Below are 16,327 nucleotides of genomic sequence, written 5' to 3'. Positions count from 1 at the left end.
GTAGGGACCGGTCAGCGAATGGTGAGTTCCGCCTTGTTCCGGTTGTCGCGTTTGGGCTGTGTCAGCTGAGTGTTTTTGACCGCCCGTAGTTCCTTGTCCTTCGTTTCCAGCTGTACACGCATGGATTCCAAATCCCGTCGCAGGGCGTTGATCTTGGCGTCCTTACGAGCCATGGCGTCTCTGGCCTCCTGCAGTTCCTGCAGGGTGTCACTCATCCGCTCATCACCGACCAAGTGGCTGTTGGCAGCGACGTTTTCTGCGGGCGGTATCGGCATGACGGGACGAACGATCGCCGGACGTTCCTCAGGAAGCGCGCTTGCCATCGCCGGTGCAGGTATTGTCTGAACCGGTGTGACCGTTGCGGCGACCACATTCGTGGCAGTGGTCGGGCTGGGATCGGCTTTCTTAGCGAACAGGCTGTAATCGATCGCCACGGATTTGAGTTGCTGCTTGCCCTGGACGGTGGAAGGCACAGCCTGTTCGATTCGGCCGGCCGAGGCCGGGGAAATGCTGACAATGCGCGCCGGTCGACCGCTCCCGAACCACGTCGATTCCACTTTCTGGAGGCTGCCGTGGTGTTCGGTCAGGGTGAGGTACAACCGGTCGTTTTGAACGTAAAGGGTGCCCGCGGTGGGTTCAACGCCTGACCCTGCCGATGAGGAGAGCCGGAAAGCGACCACGTATTCGGGTTGCGCTTGGGACAAAGCTTGGGCTAGCAGGGGAGCAAGAGACTGCGCATCCTCATCGCTGAACACTGTCATCGGCTTGCTGCCATCCACGGGCAGATTCGACAAATCCGTAGGTGCATCCGAAATCACGACAGCCCGCAGCAGGTCCCGCAGGGTGGCGATTTCAAGGGAACTGGGGTGGGAGGCTTCAAACTCCCAATCGGCGACTTCTTCCAGCCGGACAGAGGCCTGTGGGTGCCATGCTTGCTGTTGAACGGAGGCAGCCGTTGATGAGCACCCGGTGCCGGCCGCTCCCAGGAAGGTCAACCCGAGGAGTGCGGCATTCACGGTCTTTCTCAGGGGGGAGTGGGAGCCGTAGGTCAGCATAACGGTCGTCCTTCTCGGCTGGTTGATGCGCTCAGGAACAGGGCGGCGCGGCTTCATGGCGAAGTCGCGAGGAGACGGATCGGGCCTACCAGATCCCCAGGCCCATCATCACGACGCCGAGAGCCATCCATCCGAAGACCCCGACGGCGATAATGGTTTCCAGGCTGATCCCCGTAGGGACTTCTTCTACGTGACTCTTGGTGACCTCTTTCTTCATGGCGGGACGTCCTCTGGCCGGATCGGTGATTATTGTGTTCGCTTGCTGTTGGTCGCCAGAGTGGACCAAGCAAGGCCTATGCCCTGTTTCCATGAGCGTGAGGAGTGCGAATCGTCGATGGTATGGCACCGATGACTACGATGGTATGGTGCGTGCTGCGTGGCGCGACGCAGCAAGAATGGTCGTCTAAGCTATTGAAGTTTCAAGGTGGCACGAGCGCTCCATCGGCAGGCACGTCAGAGTCAGACTGCGACGCGGCCCGGAAACGGGAGCGGGACCGGCTCCAGGAGCCTTCGTCAGTCTGACGCAAGTGGCGTCTAAAATTTGGCAAAAATTGTTCACGAGTGGGCAACCATTGTCCACCGTAGGCTGCAACATGTGCCCGGTACTTGCGCGATTTCGCCGTCGGGGAAGCTGAAGTGGTCAGGAACAGCGTCGGCCAAGCAGGAGGCATTCACGAGAGGATCGCACCAGCCTCCCGGCGCCCCATGAGTACCGCGGCGCTACCATCCAGAATGGTGATGGGTTGAATGCTGCCCAGTGTTGCCGGCGCATCGCTTTTGTTCCAAATTACGTAGATCCCTGAATCAGTGCGCCCCATCCACTGGTCGGTCGATCGTTTCGAGTCGCCTTCCACCATCACAGGAAGCGTCAGGCCGATCAGGTCACGATTCAATCGCGCGGTGATCGGACGTTGGAGATCGACCAGGCGGCTGACCCGCTCCCCTTTCACGGTTTCCGGCACATCGTCTGCAAACTTGCGCGCCGCGATGGTGTTCTTACGTTCCGAATACTTGAACACATAGGCGGAGTGATACTGCACTTCGTCGACGACGCGGTAGGTATCCAGGAACTCTGCTTCGGTCTCAGAGGAAAATCCGCAGATAATGTCGGTCGTCAGGGCGATGCCGGGATGCTTGTGCCGGATCGTCGCGGCCAAGTCGAGGTATTCCTTCCGGCTGTAGGTGCGATTCATGAGCTCAAGAATACGGTCATTGCCGGACTGCAGCGGCAAATGGATATGTTTACAGATGTTCGGATGACCGGCGACGGCGTCGAGCAGAGCCGGGGGAAAATCCTTCGGATGCGGAGAGGTAAAGCGGACACGTTGTACACCCGGTACCTCTGCCACGGCCAGGATCAGGCGGGCAAAATCCCAGTCATCGTTGTGATAGGAGTTCACATTTTGTCCGAGCAGCGTGATTTGGGTATGGCCGGATGCCACCGAGGCTTCCACTTCGCGCAGGATCCCCTCGGGATTGCGTGAACGTTCGCGCCCACGCGTGTACGGAACCACGCAGAAGCTGCAGAAGTTGTCGCAGCCGCGCATGATGGCGATCCAGGCGTTCACCCCGCCGTCTCGCTCGGGCAGGATGTCGTCGTAAGTTTCGTACTCCGACAGGTCCACCGCCAACCCACGGCGAGTCAACTGTTCTTCTTCCGTGGTGAGGGCCTTTGCCAACAGGCCGGGCAGTTGCCGGTAGCCGTCCGGGCCGACCAACACGTCCACCAGCGGTTGCTTCTCCGTGAGCTCCTCCTTCAGATTTTGCGCCATGCAGCCAAGCACGCCGACCACCAGTGGGCGCTGCGCCTTGACGGCCTTCAACTCCGCCAGGTGCCCGTAGACCTTGTTGTGGGCATTTTCCCGAATGGCGCAGGTGTTCATGAGCATGACATCGGCGCATTCGCGGTCTTCGGTAAACTCAAAGCCCGCTTTGCGCAGCAAGCTGCGGACGAGTTCCGAGTCATACTCGTTCATCTGGCAGCCGAAGGTCTCAATATGAACGGTGTGGGGTTTGTTGGGTTGAGTCATAGAAGTGACCTACGTGCGGATTCGGCGGATGGAGCGGCAAGGTGGCCGTAGGCTAATCCGTCCATGACCCCGGTAATGGTGACGGGATGGATGGTGCCGGCTGCAGCCGACCCGGCCGGGACGGCGACGCGAGTGAAATTCCCCGTTGTGCCGGTGCGAAAGCCATCACGGTCACCCTGTTCGAACAGGACGGATTCAGTTCGGCCGATGTGGCGTTGGTAAAACGCCAGCGCCTTCGTGCGGGACAATTCCGCCAGCGTCCTGCTGCGGTTCCGGATCACGTCAGGGGGCAATCTGTCCTCCAGTCGCGTGGCGGCCGTTCCGGGTCTGGTTGAGTAACTGAACACGTGACAATAGGAGAAGGGCAGGCGTTCGGCAGTCTGCCTCGTGTTTGCGAAGGCCTGCTCGTCTTCACCGGGGAAACCGACCATGATGTCTGTGCCCAGGCCGAGATCAGGCATGAGCGCCAGGGCTTGGCCGATCAGGTCTTCATAGTCGCGGACCGAATACCGTCGGTTCATTGCCTGCAGAATGCCATCGTCGCCGCTTTGCAGGGGGATATGGAGATAGCGGCAGAGTTTCGTCGACGCAGCCATGTGGTGCAGCAACGCGGGAGGGATTGTTGTCGGTTCGATGGACGAGATGCGGATTCGAACTACGTCCGGGATAGCTTCAATTTCGCGGATGAGGTCGACCAATTCCATTCCGTTGTAGGCATAGCGGCCGATGTTCACGCCGGTCAGCACGAGTTCTTTGTAGCCGTGGCCGGCCAGCTCGCGGGCCTCCCGCAAGACATCCTCCGCCACGCGGCTGCGTTCACGTCCCCGGGCGAAAGGAATGAGGCAAAAGCTGCACATGAAGTCGCATCCATCCTGGATTTTCAACAGCGCCCGAGTCGAGTCCGAATAGGCGGTGCCGGGGAGGACGAAGTCTTCACGGTCGATCGTGCGGCTGTGACGGAGTTCCGGCTCCGCCTGTTTCCGGAGCTTATCCGGGGCCGGGAGATACTCGGGCAGGTGCATTTTGTACTGGGTGCCGACGATGAGATCGATGCCCGGCACGGTTTGTAATTCTGCAGCTCCGGTCTGGGCGTAGCAACCGGTCACGGCCACGAAGGCGTGGGGGGAGTGGCGCAGAGTTTTGCGGATGGCATACCGGCAATCCTTTTCCGCGTGTTCCGTGACCGAACAGGTGTTGAGAACCAGAAGGTCGGTTTCTTTTCCGAACTCGACCAAGCGATACCCTTGACGAGTCAGGGTATCGGCCAACATGGCGGTTTCCGACTGACTGAGGCGGCAGCCCAATGTATGGAGTGAGGCGCGCGGCGTGCTGGTGGACATCGTGCGCGATTATAAGAGGGCAGGTGTTCGATCGGCAAGGTGAGGATGTGGCGAAAATATGCGTCTCGTGCTTGAACCCGTCAACTTGAACAGGCTATAGGTGAATGGTAGCATGAACGACGTGCCCGAGCCTCAGTGTCGGCCGGATGTTGGAGTTATGACGAACCACCGCCTCGCCGTCGGTTTCCTCCTCGCTCTTCTGCTGTTGTTCCCGGCCGTCCCCGGATGGTCCATGGACCCACTCCCGCTGGAGCCCGACATCAACAGCCGCCTGGATGAACTCTACGACCATGAGTCGCGCATGTTCATCATGCTCTATTCGTTGCATGGCGATGGAAAGGTCGACTACGTGACGGGCCGGTTGGTCCAGGAATACACGAGGAGCAACTACGGGAATCCGGTTTACTACACCGAACAACACCCGCTCTTTTACTGGTGGAACCACACCATGTTCAACGATCCCGATCAGGACGGGGTCAACGGGAACGAACAGGTCTACCAGGAAAACATTGAATTCGACATCGCACGGTACAAGCCCTGCCTCTTCAATGGTCAGCCCTGTTGACTGTCGTGAGTGGCGCCTCCGCCTGAGGGGTTTCACGGTGCCTGTCGATCACTACCGACCGTTCTCCTACCGCTGATTCCCTTGCGTTACTCAAACACCAGAACCTGACAGGGGGCTCGGTGCAGCACCGCGTGGGACACGCTTCCCAGGACGAACCTGGTGAGGCCGCGTCTCGCGTGCGAGCCCACCAGAATGAGGTCGACACGCAGGCCTTCCGCTTCATGGAGGATCATGGTGAGGGGCGTACCCAGCCGGCTTGCGGTGCGGGTCGTATACCCGAGCGCACGAAGCTTTCCCGCAACATCTTCGACGAAGTCGCGGGCATGACGGAGGGCCTGTGTTTCCAGTTGTTCCACAGCCGTGGTGTCCACCGGCCAGGGAGGGCGGGTCGACGGGAGGACGGTGAGTAGGTTTACGTTCACGGGCTCGTGAAAGGGCTGTTTCGCGAGAAATCGCACAGCCGCCTCGGCATCCGAGGGGCCTTGGATGGGCAGGAGCACTTCCTTCAAGGCGCGCAGGGAACCCTGCAGGATCAGTTTGGCGCAAGGGGCCATGCTCAAGACGCGATGAGAGACACTGCCTAGTAGTCGCTCCCTCACCGGCCCGAGTCCCCTGGCTCCCATGACAATGAGGTCGGCGTGGCGCGACTCAGCCGCCGACACGATATGTTCCGCGGGGGATCCAACCTCCAGCAGTTTGGTGACTGGCCCACCGTGGAGTGGAAGTAGGGACTGCACGCGGGTCAGCAATTGTTCGCCGTCTTCTCTCAGGCTGCGCTCCAATTGCGCATACAGCTCCTGCGCGACTTCGGGTACCATCATGGGGTAGGCCGGTTTCGGCGCATCCACCACATGGAGCAGGAGCAATTCGTCGGCGTGGCGGAGATACTTGAGGGCTCGCACGGCCTCGTAAGAATGGTCCGATCCATCGACTGCCAGCAGGGTCTTCATGGGGACTCCTTTACGCGGATGATGCAGGATTCAGATACCGTTCAAACCACTGCAAGGCTTCCCGAGCCACCTGTTCGAGGGTGCCTGGTTCTTCAAAAAGGTGACTCGCGCCAGGGATGACGATGAGCTGTTTTCGGCACGTGAGCTGCGCGAGCGCCGTTTCATTCATTTCAATCACGGGGCCGTCGTCTCCGCCTACCAGCAGGAGAGTCGGTGCAGTAACCCGACGCAGGTAGGCCTCGGCCAGATCGGGGCGCCCGCCGCGTGACACGACAGCATTCACGGCCTCGGGACGGCGTGCGGCTGCCTGCAGGGCTGCCCCGGCTCCTGTGCTCGCACCGAAATACCCGGTCTGTAGTCCGCTGGTCGGCCGATGCGTGGCAAGCCACGTCTGGGCGAGCAGCAGGCGGTCGGCAAGCAGATCGATGTCGAACACTTTCCGGCGATCGTCAGCCTCGTCGGGAGTGAGCAGGTCCAGCAGCAGGGTAGCGAAACCGCCGGTTTCGAGCACACGGGCCACGTATTGATTGCGGGGACTGAAGCGCCCGCTTCCGCTGCCATGGGCAAAGGCCACCACCCCTTTGGGATGATCGGGAATTCGCAAAAATCCGTCGAGGCTGATCCCGTCGCCGGTGGCGGTGATCTGATAGATGTTGTCCTGGTGCATAGGATGTTGTCCTGGTGCATAGATTGACGTGCCTGACTCCGTTCGAATGGAACGTCCGGTCAATGACAGTCTGCCGGGCAGAAGAAGATCAGGTAGAGTGCGACGGCGATCCCGATCAACACCGCCCCCAGGAACAGCCACTGTGTTCGCGACATCGTGTCGTCCTTTCAGCTGCTTTCTGAGCAAGACAGGTGCCATCGAGGCATGGAGTCTGGCTTACACAGGCTCTGCTGGCACCACAGCCGGATGCCGTGACTATTCCGGGGGAAGGTCACCACGCTCGACCCATGACCTGTCGCGTCCGGCGTCAGCTTTCATCACTCTGTGGCTTTGTGCTACAGGATGCGTAGTGCGGCTGTAGCAGGACACCACCGGCCAAAGTCGGCGGGTGTCGGCGAGACGAACAGAATCCAGGAAATGCAGAGATTCCGGAAGAATTTTCGACGCCTTCCGCGCCATCTCAGTGGCATTGGCCTTGCTGAGCTGTATGGATGACGCCCTCTGTGGAGATGTGATGGCGGATCGGCTCTTCACAAAAATTCTGGTCCCCGTGGACTTTTCCCCCTGCTCAGAAGAGGCATTTCGGATCGCGCTGTCGTTTGCCAAGTCCTATCAAGCGGAAGTCCTGCTATTACACGTGGTCGATACGAAAAGCCTCGAGGCGCTGAACCGACTCGGTTTGGCACCGGCCTCGGGGGTGGCTCAGCAGAAGAAGCAGCTGCATCACGTTGCGCGGTTGAATGCCAGGCACCTGTTGGCCTGGGACGAAGCGAAGGGTGTGACGGTGAAGCGCATCCTTGCCGACGGTTGTCCGTTCGAAGAAATTGCCAAGACGGCGCGGGTGGAAGGCGTGGATCTCGTGGTGATGGGGAGTTATGGAGGAGCGTTTGGCGGCGTCGACAAGATTTTTTTCGGCAGCACCGCGGAAAAAGTCGTCCGGACCGCCGGTTGTCCGGTGCTCACGGTGCCCCTGCCGATCAAACGAGGAAAACCACGCGCGGCGAAAAACGCATAAACAGATCAGACATCAGAAGGAGGCAGCGTTATGGGTGTGACGTGGAGGAGAGCGGCGATGAGCGGAAAGCAGATCCTGTTGGCGGCCGGGTTTGTGCTCGCGCTCTGTTCGCAGGGGGGGGGCCAGGCGGAGCAACGGATCGAAGTAACCATCAAGGGCTTTGCGTTCCTGACCAAGCAGGTGCCGCTTCATCCGGGGGTCCCGACGGTGATTGCCATCACCAATGAAGATGAGGAGCGCCACGATTTCGGTTCCACGATGTTCGAGGGGATTCCGACGCGTGTCACGTCCAACGGGGTGGTGTCGTACGGGAAAGGCATCAGCGGGGTCTTCTTGGATGCCAAGAAGGAGGCGGTGATCCGGTTCAATATGGAACGGCCGGGTCGTCATGAATTTCGTTGTTCGATTCACCAGAACATGAAGGGCGAACTCCTTCTCTTGAGTGTGGAGGCGGCCTAAGTCATGACGGCGCTGATGAAGCGGGTCTTGTTTGCGACGGATTTTTCGGCCTGCGCCGACCGGGCACTGGGGTATGCCCTGGCCGTGGCGAATGTGTGGAAATCAGCTCTCTCGGTGATGACCGTCCTCGAACTGTATCCGGGAATGGATCCGGAGTACACCGTCAATAAAATGTATCTGGATCATTTGCGGGACGACGCGAATCGCCAGCTGGCCGTTCTGGAGGGGAAGGTCAAGGCGGCGGGTCAGACGATGACGAGCCGTATTGAAACCGGCATTCCCAGCCAATGCGTGCAGACCGTGGCGGAGGAGATCGGGGCCGACCTGCTGGTGGTCGGGACGCATGGGCGCACGGGGCTCGATCACGTGTTGGTGGGCAGCACGGCGGAGCGGGTGGTTCGCATCGCACCGTGTCCGGTGCTCGCGGTGAAGGCCGACAAGGGCGCAGCTCCGGCCGCGCAGAGTCCAACGATCAAGCGGATTGTGGTCCCGATCGATCTGTCGACTTGTTCACTGGATGCGTTGGAATATGCCGTGCAGTTTGCCAAGCCTCTCGGGGCCTCCATCACAATTCTCCACGCCCTGGAGCCGGTTGCGTACGGGTTGGATTTCAGCCTGAGTCACGCGAAGGAGTGGAGGGAGCAGCGGGCCTATCTGGAAAAGCGTCTGACCGTGCTCACGGCCTGTGTGGCTGCCCATGGGATTCAGACCGACTTCGCGCTGAAGCCGGGGTTGCCGGCCGACTCGATTGCCTCCTATGTGACCGGGCAGGGGTACGACCTGATGGTCATGGGCACACACGGGAGGCGCGGCCTCTCGCATGTGCTTGTCGGGAGTATCGCCGGCGCCATGCTGCGGTACGCGCCATGCCCGGTTCTCACCGTTCGCCGGCTCACGGTCGGCGCAGACTATCAACGTGTTGTTCCGCTGGGAGAGTCATGATCTTCGCGCCTCTTGCAAAGGAGTCCGTCCATGAAACCCAACGTGAGGAAACGGTCAGCGGTGAATTCGAAACCGACGGTCGCGTCTAGGCTGTCGGGCGCAACGATCGAGCTGCCTGACGGCATGTGGGAGCGGATCTCGCAGAAAGCCTACGAGCTCTGGAAGGAGCGGGGCTGCCGCGAAGGATACGCCCTGCAGGATTGGCTGGATGCGGAAGCGGTCGTCATGGAGGAAATCCATGAAGCTCGCGAATGAGCGCGTTGCCGCACGGTCGGTCCCGATCGTCAAGGAATTGGATTCCCTGCTGTCGCGGCTTGATCGCCTGGCCATGGCCCCGGGGTTCGCGCCTCAGCGTCGCCTCGCATTTGCCAGGGCGTTGCAGGTGTATGCCGAACTAGGGCCGCAGTCTCCCTTGGCGCCGCTGCCTGAAGAGGTCGCGCTGGCGGACCTCCTGCTGTACGCAGATTTTTATCCCGAGGACGGGCAGTTGACGCTGATAGAGCAACTGCGCGACGTCATCACCGAACACATCCCTGAGGAAGAGCGGGTCTGGCTTGATCCGCTCAAACATTCCTACATCGATCTGGTCGAGGTCCGGCCGAGCCAGCCGGGTTCGCGACGCCGTCAGCTTCGGTCGATCGGCAACGGGCGGGTATATGAGATCCCGGGCGACAGCCTGGACCGCAGCATCGAAACGGGGCAGATGTTGCTGACCCGCCTCGTTCGTGAGCCCGGCGATCCGGAAAGCCCGCTGGCCGTCCTGGCCGGCCCCCTGCTGCTCTTGTCGGCTGAGGATGCGCGGACGTTGTATGAAGAGACCGGTGACGAACGTCGGGAGATGGAGGTCGTCGGCGGTTCCTTCGAACTCGGCGACTGGCCGGAATTCGCGAAACGGTTCGGCCATATTCTGCTGAGAAATTTTGCTCGGATGCGTTTCGCGGCTCTCGTCGAAGCGGTGGGGGAAATCCGGTATCGGACGCCCGAGGGTCTGCCCCATTTTTACGTCATGGCGTTGTACGAACATCACGAGTATACCTTCATCGCCGGCGGCATGGCCGAGCTGGAAGGGTGGAGGGAGGAGTCGCCGCTCCGCATCAACGTGACCGCCGGCTCGAAGAAACTGCGCCGGTTCCTCTTCCCCGCGAAAGGAGACGCGGCGGAGGGGGCCGAGCAGGCACGAATCACGGTCACGGCCACAGAGCTGTATGTGGAGTGTGATTCACGGGAACGGCTGGATGCGATCAAGCACAGTCTGGCAGCCGCCTTCGGATTTTCACTTCATTTCAGGGGGGAAGTCATGCAGCCTCCGGCTCGTCAGGTCACGACGGAGGAGTTGTCCACCCAAGAGCCGCTGACCGTCGTGGTGAGTCACGAGGAAGACCGGGCGTTGCTCAACGCCTTCCTGGAAACCGTGTATCTCGAATGGGCCGACCGCGAGTCGCCTGTACTCGGCGGTGAGACACCCAGACATGCCGTGAAGACATCGGCCGGCCAGGCCCAGGTCGCAGGGCTGATCGATGACATGGAACGGTGTGATTTCGGCCTGCTTCGGAGTGGCGTCGCGGCTTTCGACTATAACAAACTGCGGGCTCACGTGGGACTTTGCTGATGTGAGACGAACGACGAGGTGCGAGAGACGGGCTTGATATGCATGACCAGATGAAAGACATCCTGGATCGCGTACGGAGCGAGCCTCCCAACATCCTGAAGGCGCTCCTTGCGCTACAGGAACAATTCGGCGCAGTGCCGGCGGAGAGGGTGCCGAGCATTGCGCGTGAGCTTGGCGCCACCGATGCCGAGGTCGCTGGCGTCCTGTCCTACTATCCGGATCTCCGCACATCGGCGCCGGGGCGTCATGTCATTCGGGTGTGCATGGGTGAATCGTGTTACGCCAACGGCTGCGGCCGCGTGCTGCGTGAATTGCAGGAACGGCTGCGAGCCGACGTCCATGAAACCACACCGGGAGGACGGTTCACGCTCGACACGATGTCCTGCGCGGGAAACTGCGCAGTGTCCCCCACTGTGATCATCGATCGTGACCTGTACGGTCGCGTGCTGCCGTCACAGCTGGAGAAGATCCTGGAACGGTATACGTAGGCGACTCCTATCGGCGTACGTCCTCTGCGCACTCCTGGCCTGCACAGAGGCTTCAGCGTTGTTCAGTGTCCGGACATACGACTGACCACCATGGCCACACGACTCTACCTGTCCAACGATACGTCAGCGCGTGCAGCCGGCGCCGGTGCGCTGGCCGAGGCCTGGTGCGACCGTCCCGACGTGCAACTCATCCGAACCTCTTCACGCGGGGCGTTCTATCTTGAGCCGATGGTGGAGCGCGACAGTCCTCAGGGCCGGATCGCCTGGTTCAATGTGTCTCCACAGGACTTGCCCTCGATTTTGGCCGGAACGGGGGCCACGCCGGTCGAGACGATCCCTTTCCTCGCGCACCAGACGAGATGCACCTTTGCCAGCTTCGGTGAGACGGAACCTCTGGCCTTGGACGAGTACCAGGCGCGCGGCGGATTGTCCGGATTGGAGGCGGCGTTCAGGCTGACGCCCGATGCCATCATCGAAGAACTGCGTGTCTCGCAGTTACGCGGGCGCGGCGGCGCGGCATTTCCGGTATGGAACAAGTGGAAGGTCGCTCAACAGGCAACGGGTAAGCAGAAATATGTCGTGGCGAACGCCGATGAAGGAGATGCAGGGACCTACTGCGACCGGATGATTCTGGAGGGCGATCCATTCCGGTTGTTGGAAGGGATGTTGATTTGTGCCAGGGCCATCGGGGCCGGTCAAGGCTATGTCTACTGCCGCCAGGAATATCCGGCCGCGGCGGCCACTCTGCGAGCGGCCATTCACAAAGCCGATGAAGCGGAGTTGCTGGAGTTGCATGGAGAACCGTTTCCGATCGAGGTGGTGGAGGGGGCCGGGTCCTACGTTTGCGGAGAAGAGACGGCCCTGCTGGAATCCCTTGAAGGAAAGCGGGGTGTGGTGCGTGCCCGTCCGCCGTATCCGGCCCAGTCTGGGTTGTACGGTTGCCCGACCATCGTCAGCAATGTCCTGACCTTTGCGAGCATTCCCAATATTCTGTCGCGTGGTGGCGCATGGCACGCGGGGCTCGGCACCGAACAGTCTCGTGGAACCATCGCGTTACAGTTGGGCGGGCGTGTGAAGCATCCAGGGCTGGTCGAAGTTCCATTCGGGCTGAGCTTGCATCAGGTGCTGGAGCAGTTCGGGGGAGGAATGGCCCCCGGCTCACGATTCAAGGCCGTGCAGGTCGGCGGGCCGTTGGGCAGTCTCTTCCCGAGCACCGGCTTGGATATTGCCATTTGTTACGACGCGTTCGCCAAGGCCGGCGCAGTGTTGGGGCACGGCGGGATCGTGGTCTATGACCATGAGACCGACATGGTGGATTTGGCGCGACACTTCATGGCGTTCACCGCCGACGAGTCCTGCGGGAAATGTACGCCCTGTCGGATCGGTTCGGTGCGGGGGCGTGAGATTCTCGAACGAATTCAGGCGGGGAGTGGAACCATGGATGACCTCCGCTTACTGGACGACCTGGGCGAAACCATGAAACTCGCCAGCCTTTGTGCGCTGGGCGGGCGAGCGCCCTATCCGGTGCTCACGGCCATCGAACATTTTCCCGCAGAGTTTAGAAATAAGCTGTCAGCGGTCAGCAATGAGCTGAATGCTGATGGCTGAGAGCGCATCACGATGAAACTCTCCATTAATGGGCGACCGATTGAGGCGTCGCCGGGCGACACGATTTACGTCGCGGCAAAGAAGGCCGGAATCGCCATTCCGGCACTCTGTACCTCCGACCACCTGGCTCCCTTCGGCTCTTGCCGAATGTGTCTCTGTGAGGTGGAAGGACAGGGAGGGACCCCGGCCTCCTGCACGACGCCGGTGCGTGAGGGGATGGTCGTCCATACCGAGAGCGACCGTGTGCGACGGCTGCGAAAACACCTCCTCGAACTTTACCTATCAGAGCAACCGTCGGGAGATCTGGCGCCGGAGCCGTTGCAACGATTGGCGCAATCGCTGGGTCTTCGTCACGTCCGGTACCAACAGCCGGCCACCAGGGCGCAGACGGTCGATCGCTCAAATCCCTTCTTCCTGTTCGACAATGCCGTCTGTATCTCCTGCGCCCGCTGTGTGCGAGCCTGCGATGACATACAAGGCACCCATGCGCTGACGATGCTGCACCGGGGGTTTGAAAGCAGACCGACGGCAGGCGGCTCGGCGCTGACCGGAGAGTCGGCCGGGTTTGCCTCCTCCAACTGTGTCTCCTGCGGGGCTTGCGTGAAGGAATGTCCGACGGGAGCCTTGATCGAAAAATCCGTACTGGAGGAAGGCCCGCCGATGCATTCCGTCCGGACGACCTGCGCCTATTGCGGCGTCGGTTGTAGTTTTGAGGCCGGCGTACGGCATGAGCGAGTGGTGTGCATGGTGCCGGCAGACGACGGCCCCTCCAATCACGGCCATGCCTGTATGAAGGGACGATTTGGCTGGACCTACAACTACGCGCCGGATCGGTTACGTGTACCCTTACTCCGGCAGGGAACGCAGTGGGTTGAAATTTCCTGGTCTGCCGCCCTCGATCGGATCGCTGAGGAATGGAGCAGGATCAAGGCCGCCCATGGTTCGGATGCGTTGGCCACGATTTCATCGAGCCGCGGCACGAACGAAGAAAACTATCTATTCGGCAAGTTCATGCGGTGCGTGATCGGCACCAATCACATCGACAACTGCGCGCGGGTCTGTCACAGCGCGACCGTGACCGGGATGATGGAAACTCTCGGCGCGTCGGCCGCGACCAATTCGATCCACGATCTGGACTTGGCGAAGCTGATCCTCGTGGTCGGTGCAAATCCCACTGAATCCCATCCGGTGTTGGGCGCGCGTATCAAACGGGCGGCGCGCAATGGAGTGCCGTTGATCGTCATCGACCCACGCCGCACGGAACTGGCTCGGCTCGCTGATCTGCATCTGCAACTGCACCCGGGGACCAACGTCGCATTGTTGAACGGTATGGGGCATGTCATTGCCAAAGAACATCTCACCGACGCGGTGTTCGTGCGTGACCGGACGGAAGGCTTCGATGACTGGTTGGCACTGGTGAAGGACTGCACGCCTGAAGTGACGTCGAACGCGACCGGCGTGCCGGTGCCTCTCATCACCGAGGCGGCGCGACGATACGCTCGCAGCGGTGGCTCGATGGCGGTGCACGGGTTGGGCATGACCGAACATCGTTGGGGCAGCCACGGGGTGATGGCCCTGGTGGACCTTGCCCTCGCGACCGGGAACATCGGAAAACCCGGCACCGGGATCAATCCGTTGCGTGGGCAAAACAATGTACAGGGCGCATCGGATGTCGGTTGTTTACCGACCTTCTTTGCCGGGTATCAGCCGCTGACTGATTCCACCCTTGGCGCCGCACATCTGGCCGTGACCGGTCGCCCGTTGCCGACGGCGAAGGGGATGAAAACTCCCGACATGTGGGACGCGGCGCTCGCTGGTCGGCTCAAGACGCTCTGGATCGTCGGGTATGACGTCGCTCAGACCGATCCAAATCTGAAGAAGGTCCATGCGGCGCTGAAGAGTCTGGAGTTCCTCATCGTCCAGGATCTCTTCCTCAGCGAGACGGCCAAACTGGCGCATCTCGTCATCCCCGGCGCCTCATTTCTGGAAAAGGACGGGACTTTTACAAATCTCGAACGACGTATCCAGCGTATCAGGAAAGCGGTGGAGCCGCCGACCGGCGTGCTGCCGGACTGGCAGGTGGTTTGCGAAGTGTCCGCGCGGATGGGGTATGCGATGCAGTACTCCCACCCCTCGGCCATCATGGATGAGATTGCGCAACTCGCACCGTTATTTGCGGGGGTCTCGTACGATCGGCTTGACATGCCGGAGGGATTGCAGTGGCCCGTGCCTTCGACCGCACATCCGGGCACTTCGTTGATGCACGAACAGTCGTTTCCGAAGGGGAGAGCACGGTTTATTCCGGTGGAGTATCTCCCGCCCGGCGAGGCGCCCAGCGAATCCTACCCGCTGGTGCTGATCACCGGCCGCATCTTGCAGCATTACAATTGTGGCGCGCAGACCAGGCGCACCGACATCATGCAGGTCGTCGATACCGATGTGTTGGAGGTGCATGCCGGCGACGCGGCTCGGTTGGCGCTCCGCGACGGCGAACTGGTCCGGCTCATCAGCGCTCGCGGGGAGGCACGGTTGCCCATTGTGGTGAGCGACCGTGTGCAGCCGGGCGAACTGTTCACGAGTTTTCACTTTCCCGACACGGATGTGAACGTGTTGCTGTCCTCCAGCGCCGATGAAAGTTCCAAGTGTCCCGAGTATAAAGTCTCGACGGTGAGGGTGGAAAAAGTGACGCCGTCCGCTGCGCCTGCTCCTCCCATACATGTGATGTTGATCACGTGACGACGGAGCCTGTCACTCCCGCCTCCGGGTCCATTGCCGATGCTTATCCGCCGCCGGAGATCGCAGCGCGCGTGTGTCAGCTCGGCCTGGCGAAGGTGAACACGGCGGTGCCGACGATGGTCGCGCTGGCCGTGCTCGCCGGCGCGTTCATTTCCCTGGGCGCTTTGTTTTATACGGTCACGATCACGGTGGGGAACGAGAGCCCGGCGCTGCCGTTCGGGGTGCTGCGCCTGGTCGGCGGGATGACGTTCAGTTTGGGGCTGATTCTTGTGGTGGTCGGCGGGGCGGAACTCTTTACGGGAAACAATCTGATTGCGATGGCTTGGGCTGCCCGATGCGTCCAGACGCGGCAGGTCGTGCGTAATTGGGTATGGGTCTATCTCGGGAATCTGTTGGGCGCCGGTGGAACGGCGGTGTTGGTGCTCCTCGCCGGGGTGCACACGTTGGGGGACGGAGCGGTCGGCGAGACCATGGTGCGCATCGCACGCGGCAAGGTCGCGCTCGATCCGCTGGCGGCGTTTGCCCGGGGGATCTTGTGCAACGTATTGGTGTGCCTCGCCGTGTGGCTGTGCATGGGGGCGCGGACGGTGGCGGATAAAGTGCTCGCCATCCTATTTCCTATCAGCGCGTTCGTGGCCTGCGGGTTTGAGCATTCCGTGGCGAACATGTTTTTCCTGCCGCTGGGGTTTGCGTTGACTGCGGGACGCTCGGCGTCCTTCTCGATCCTGGACGCGCTGAGCAATCTGGCGCTGGTCACCCTGGGCAACATCATCGGGGGGACGGTCCTGGTCGCGCTGGTCTATTGGTTCATCTACCTTAGGACCAATCCTGAGCCACGATAGTGCGGGGATCGAGTGTCTGAC

15 protein-coding genes are annotated in these 16,327 nt (G+C 61.0%); 10 read left to right on the top strand and 5 right to left on the bottom strand.

The window, feature by feature from the left end; all coding sequences use genetic code 11:
• Nucleotides 1-11: 11 nt before the first annotated feature.
• The 3 genes from JNL86_07805 to mtaB all read right to left on the bottom strand — a co-directional run bounded on the left by JNL86_07805 (nucleotide 12) and on the right by mtaB (nucleotide 4,425).
• On the bottom strand, nucleotides 12-1,055 hold the full coding sequence (locus JNL86_07805) for a hypothetical protein (GenBank protein MBL8042807.1): 1,044 nt from the start codon (nucleotides 1,053-1,055) through the stop codon (nucleotides 12-14).
• Between the two features lie 671 nt (nucleotides 1,056-1,726).
• Nucleotides 1,727-3,085: a tRNA (N6-isopentenyl adenosine(37)-C2)-methylthiotransferase MiaB gene (gene miaB, locus JNL86_07800; protein ID MBL8042806.1), complete on the bottom strand. Its 1,359-nt coding sequence runs from the start codon at nucleotides 3,083-3,085 to the stop codon at nucleotides 1,727-1,729.
• Entirely contained in the window at nucleotides 3,082-4,425 is a 1,344-nt protein-coding gene (gene mtaB, locus JNL86_07795; GenBank protein MBL8042805.1) for a tRNA (N(6)-L-threonylcarbamoyladenosine(37)-C(2))-methylthiotransferase MtaB, read from the bottom strand. The genes miaB and mtaB overlap by 4 nt, the downstream gene beginning before the upstream one ends.
• 157 nt (nucleotides 4,426-4,582) lie before the next feature.
• Between mtaB and JNL86_07790 the strand changes: the two genes are divergently transcribed.
• Nucleotides 4,583-4,990: a hypothetical protein gene (locus JNL86_07790; protein ID MBL8042804.1), complete on the top strand. Its 408-nt coding sequence runs from the start codon at nucleotides 4,583-4,585 to the stop codon at nucleotides 4,988-4,990.
• Nucleotides 4,991-5,076: 86 nt separating this feature from the next.
• Here JNL86_07790 and JNL86_07785 read toward each other — a convergent pair whose 3' ends face one another.
• Both JNL86_07785 and JNL86_07780 read right to left on the bottom strand, forming a co-directional pair.
• Nucleotides 5,077-5,940, bottom strand: a complete 864-nt coding sequence (locus tag JNL86_07785) for a universal stress protein (protein ID MBL8042803.1) — start codon at nucleotides 5,938-5,940, stop codon at nucleotides 5,077-5,079.
• Nucleotides 5,941-5,950: 10 nt separating this feature from the next.
• Nucleotides 5,951-6,607 (bottom strand): dienelactone hydrolase family protein, encoded by a 657-nt coding sequence (locus JNL86_07780; GenBank protein MBL8042802.1) that lies wholly within the window; start codon nucleotides 6,605-6,607, stop codon nucleotides 5,951-5,953.
• Nucleotides 6,608-7,094: 487 nt separating this feature from the next.
• Here JNL86_07780 and JNL86_07775 point away from each other — a divergent pair, with 487 nt between their 5' ends.
• From JNL86_07775 to JNL86_07735, 9 genes are all read left to right on the top strand, one after another.
• Complete coding sequence (locus JNL86_07775) at nucleotides 7,095-7,622, top strand: universal stress protein (GenBank protein MBL8042801.1); 528 nt, start codon at nucleotides 7,095-7,097, stop codon at nucleotides 7,620-7,622.
• Between the two features lie 30 nt (nucleotides 7,623-7,652).
• On the top strand, nucleotides 7,653-8,081 hold the full coding sequence (locus JNL86_07770; protein MBL8042800.1) for a cupredoxin domain-containing protein: 429 nt from the start codon (nucleotides 7,653-7,655) through the stop codon (nucleotides 8,079-8,081).
• A gap of 3 nt (nucleotides 8,082-8,084) precedes the next feature.
• Nucleotides 8,085-9,023, top strand: coding sequence for a universal stress protein (locus JNL86_07765; protein MBL8042799.1), 939 nt, complete (start codon nucleotides 8,085-8,087; stop codon nucleotides 9,021-9,023).
• Nucleotides 9,024-9,053: 30 nt separating this feature from the next.
• Nucleotides 9,054-9,278 (top strand): DUF2934 domain-containing protein, encoded by a 225-nt coding sequence (locus JNL86_07760; protein MBL8042798.1) that lies wholly within the window; start codon nucleotides 9,054-9,056, stop codon nucleotides 9,276-9,278.
• The gene (locus JNL86_07755) at nucleotides 9,262-10,632 is read left to right on the top strand and encodes a hypothetical protein (protein ID MBL8042797.1); all 1,371 of its coding nucleotides are present in this window, start codon (nucleotides 9,262-9,264) and stop codon (nucleotides 10,630-10,632) included. The genes JNL86_07760 and JNL86_07755 overlap by 17 nt, the downstream gene beginning before the upstream one ends.
• Nucleotides 10,633-10,670: 38 nt before the next feature.
• Entirely contained in the window at nucleotides 10,671-11,120 is a 450-nt protein-coding gene (locus JNL86_07750) for an NAD(P)H-dependent oxidoreductase subunit E (protein MBL8042796.1), read from the top strand.
• A 90-nt stretch (nucleotides 11,121-11,210) separates the two neighbouring features.
• Nucleotides 11,211-12,728, top strand: a complete 1,518-nt coding sequence (locus JNL86_07745) for an SLBB domain-containing protein (protein MBL8042795.1) — start codon at nucleotides 11,211-11,213, stop codon at nucleotides 12,726-12,728.
• Nucleotides 12,729-12,740: 12 nt separating this feature from the next.
• The gene (gene fdhF / locus JNL86_07740; protein MBL8042794.1) at nucleotides 12,741-15,464 is read left to right on the top strand and encodes a formate dehydrogenase subunit alpha; all 2,724 of its coding nucleotides are present in this window, start codon (nucleotides 12,741-12,743) and stop codon (nucleotides 15,462-15,464) included.
• The gene (locus JNL86_07735) at nucleotides 15,461-16,306 is read left to right on the top strand and encodes a formate/nitrite transporter family protein (GenBank protein ID MBL8042793.1); all 846 of its coding nucleotides are present in this window, start codon (nucleotides 15,461-15,463) and stop codon (nucleotides 16,304-16,306) included. Before fdhF ends, JNL86_07735 begins: the two co-directional genes overlap by 4 nt.
• The last annotated feature ends 21 nt before the right edge of the window (nucleotides 16,307-16,327 follow it).

The organism is Nitrospira sp. (assembly GCA_016788885.1).
Classification (GTDB): Bacteria; Nitrospirota; Nitrospiria; order Nitrospirales; family Nitrospiraceae; genus Nitrospira_A.
Note: the sequence above shows the minus strand (reverse complement) of the source record. Positions and strands in the feature narration are given on the sequence as shown.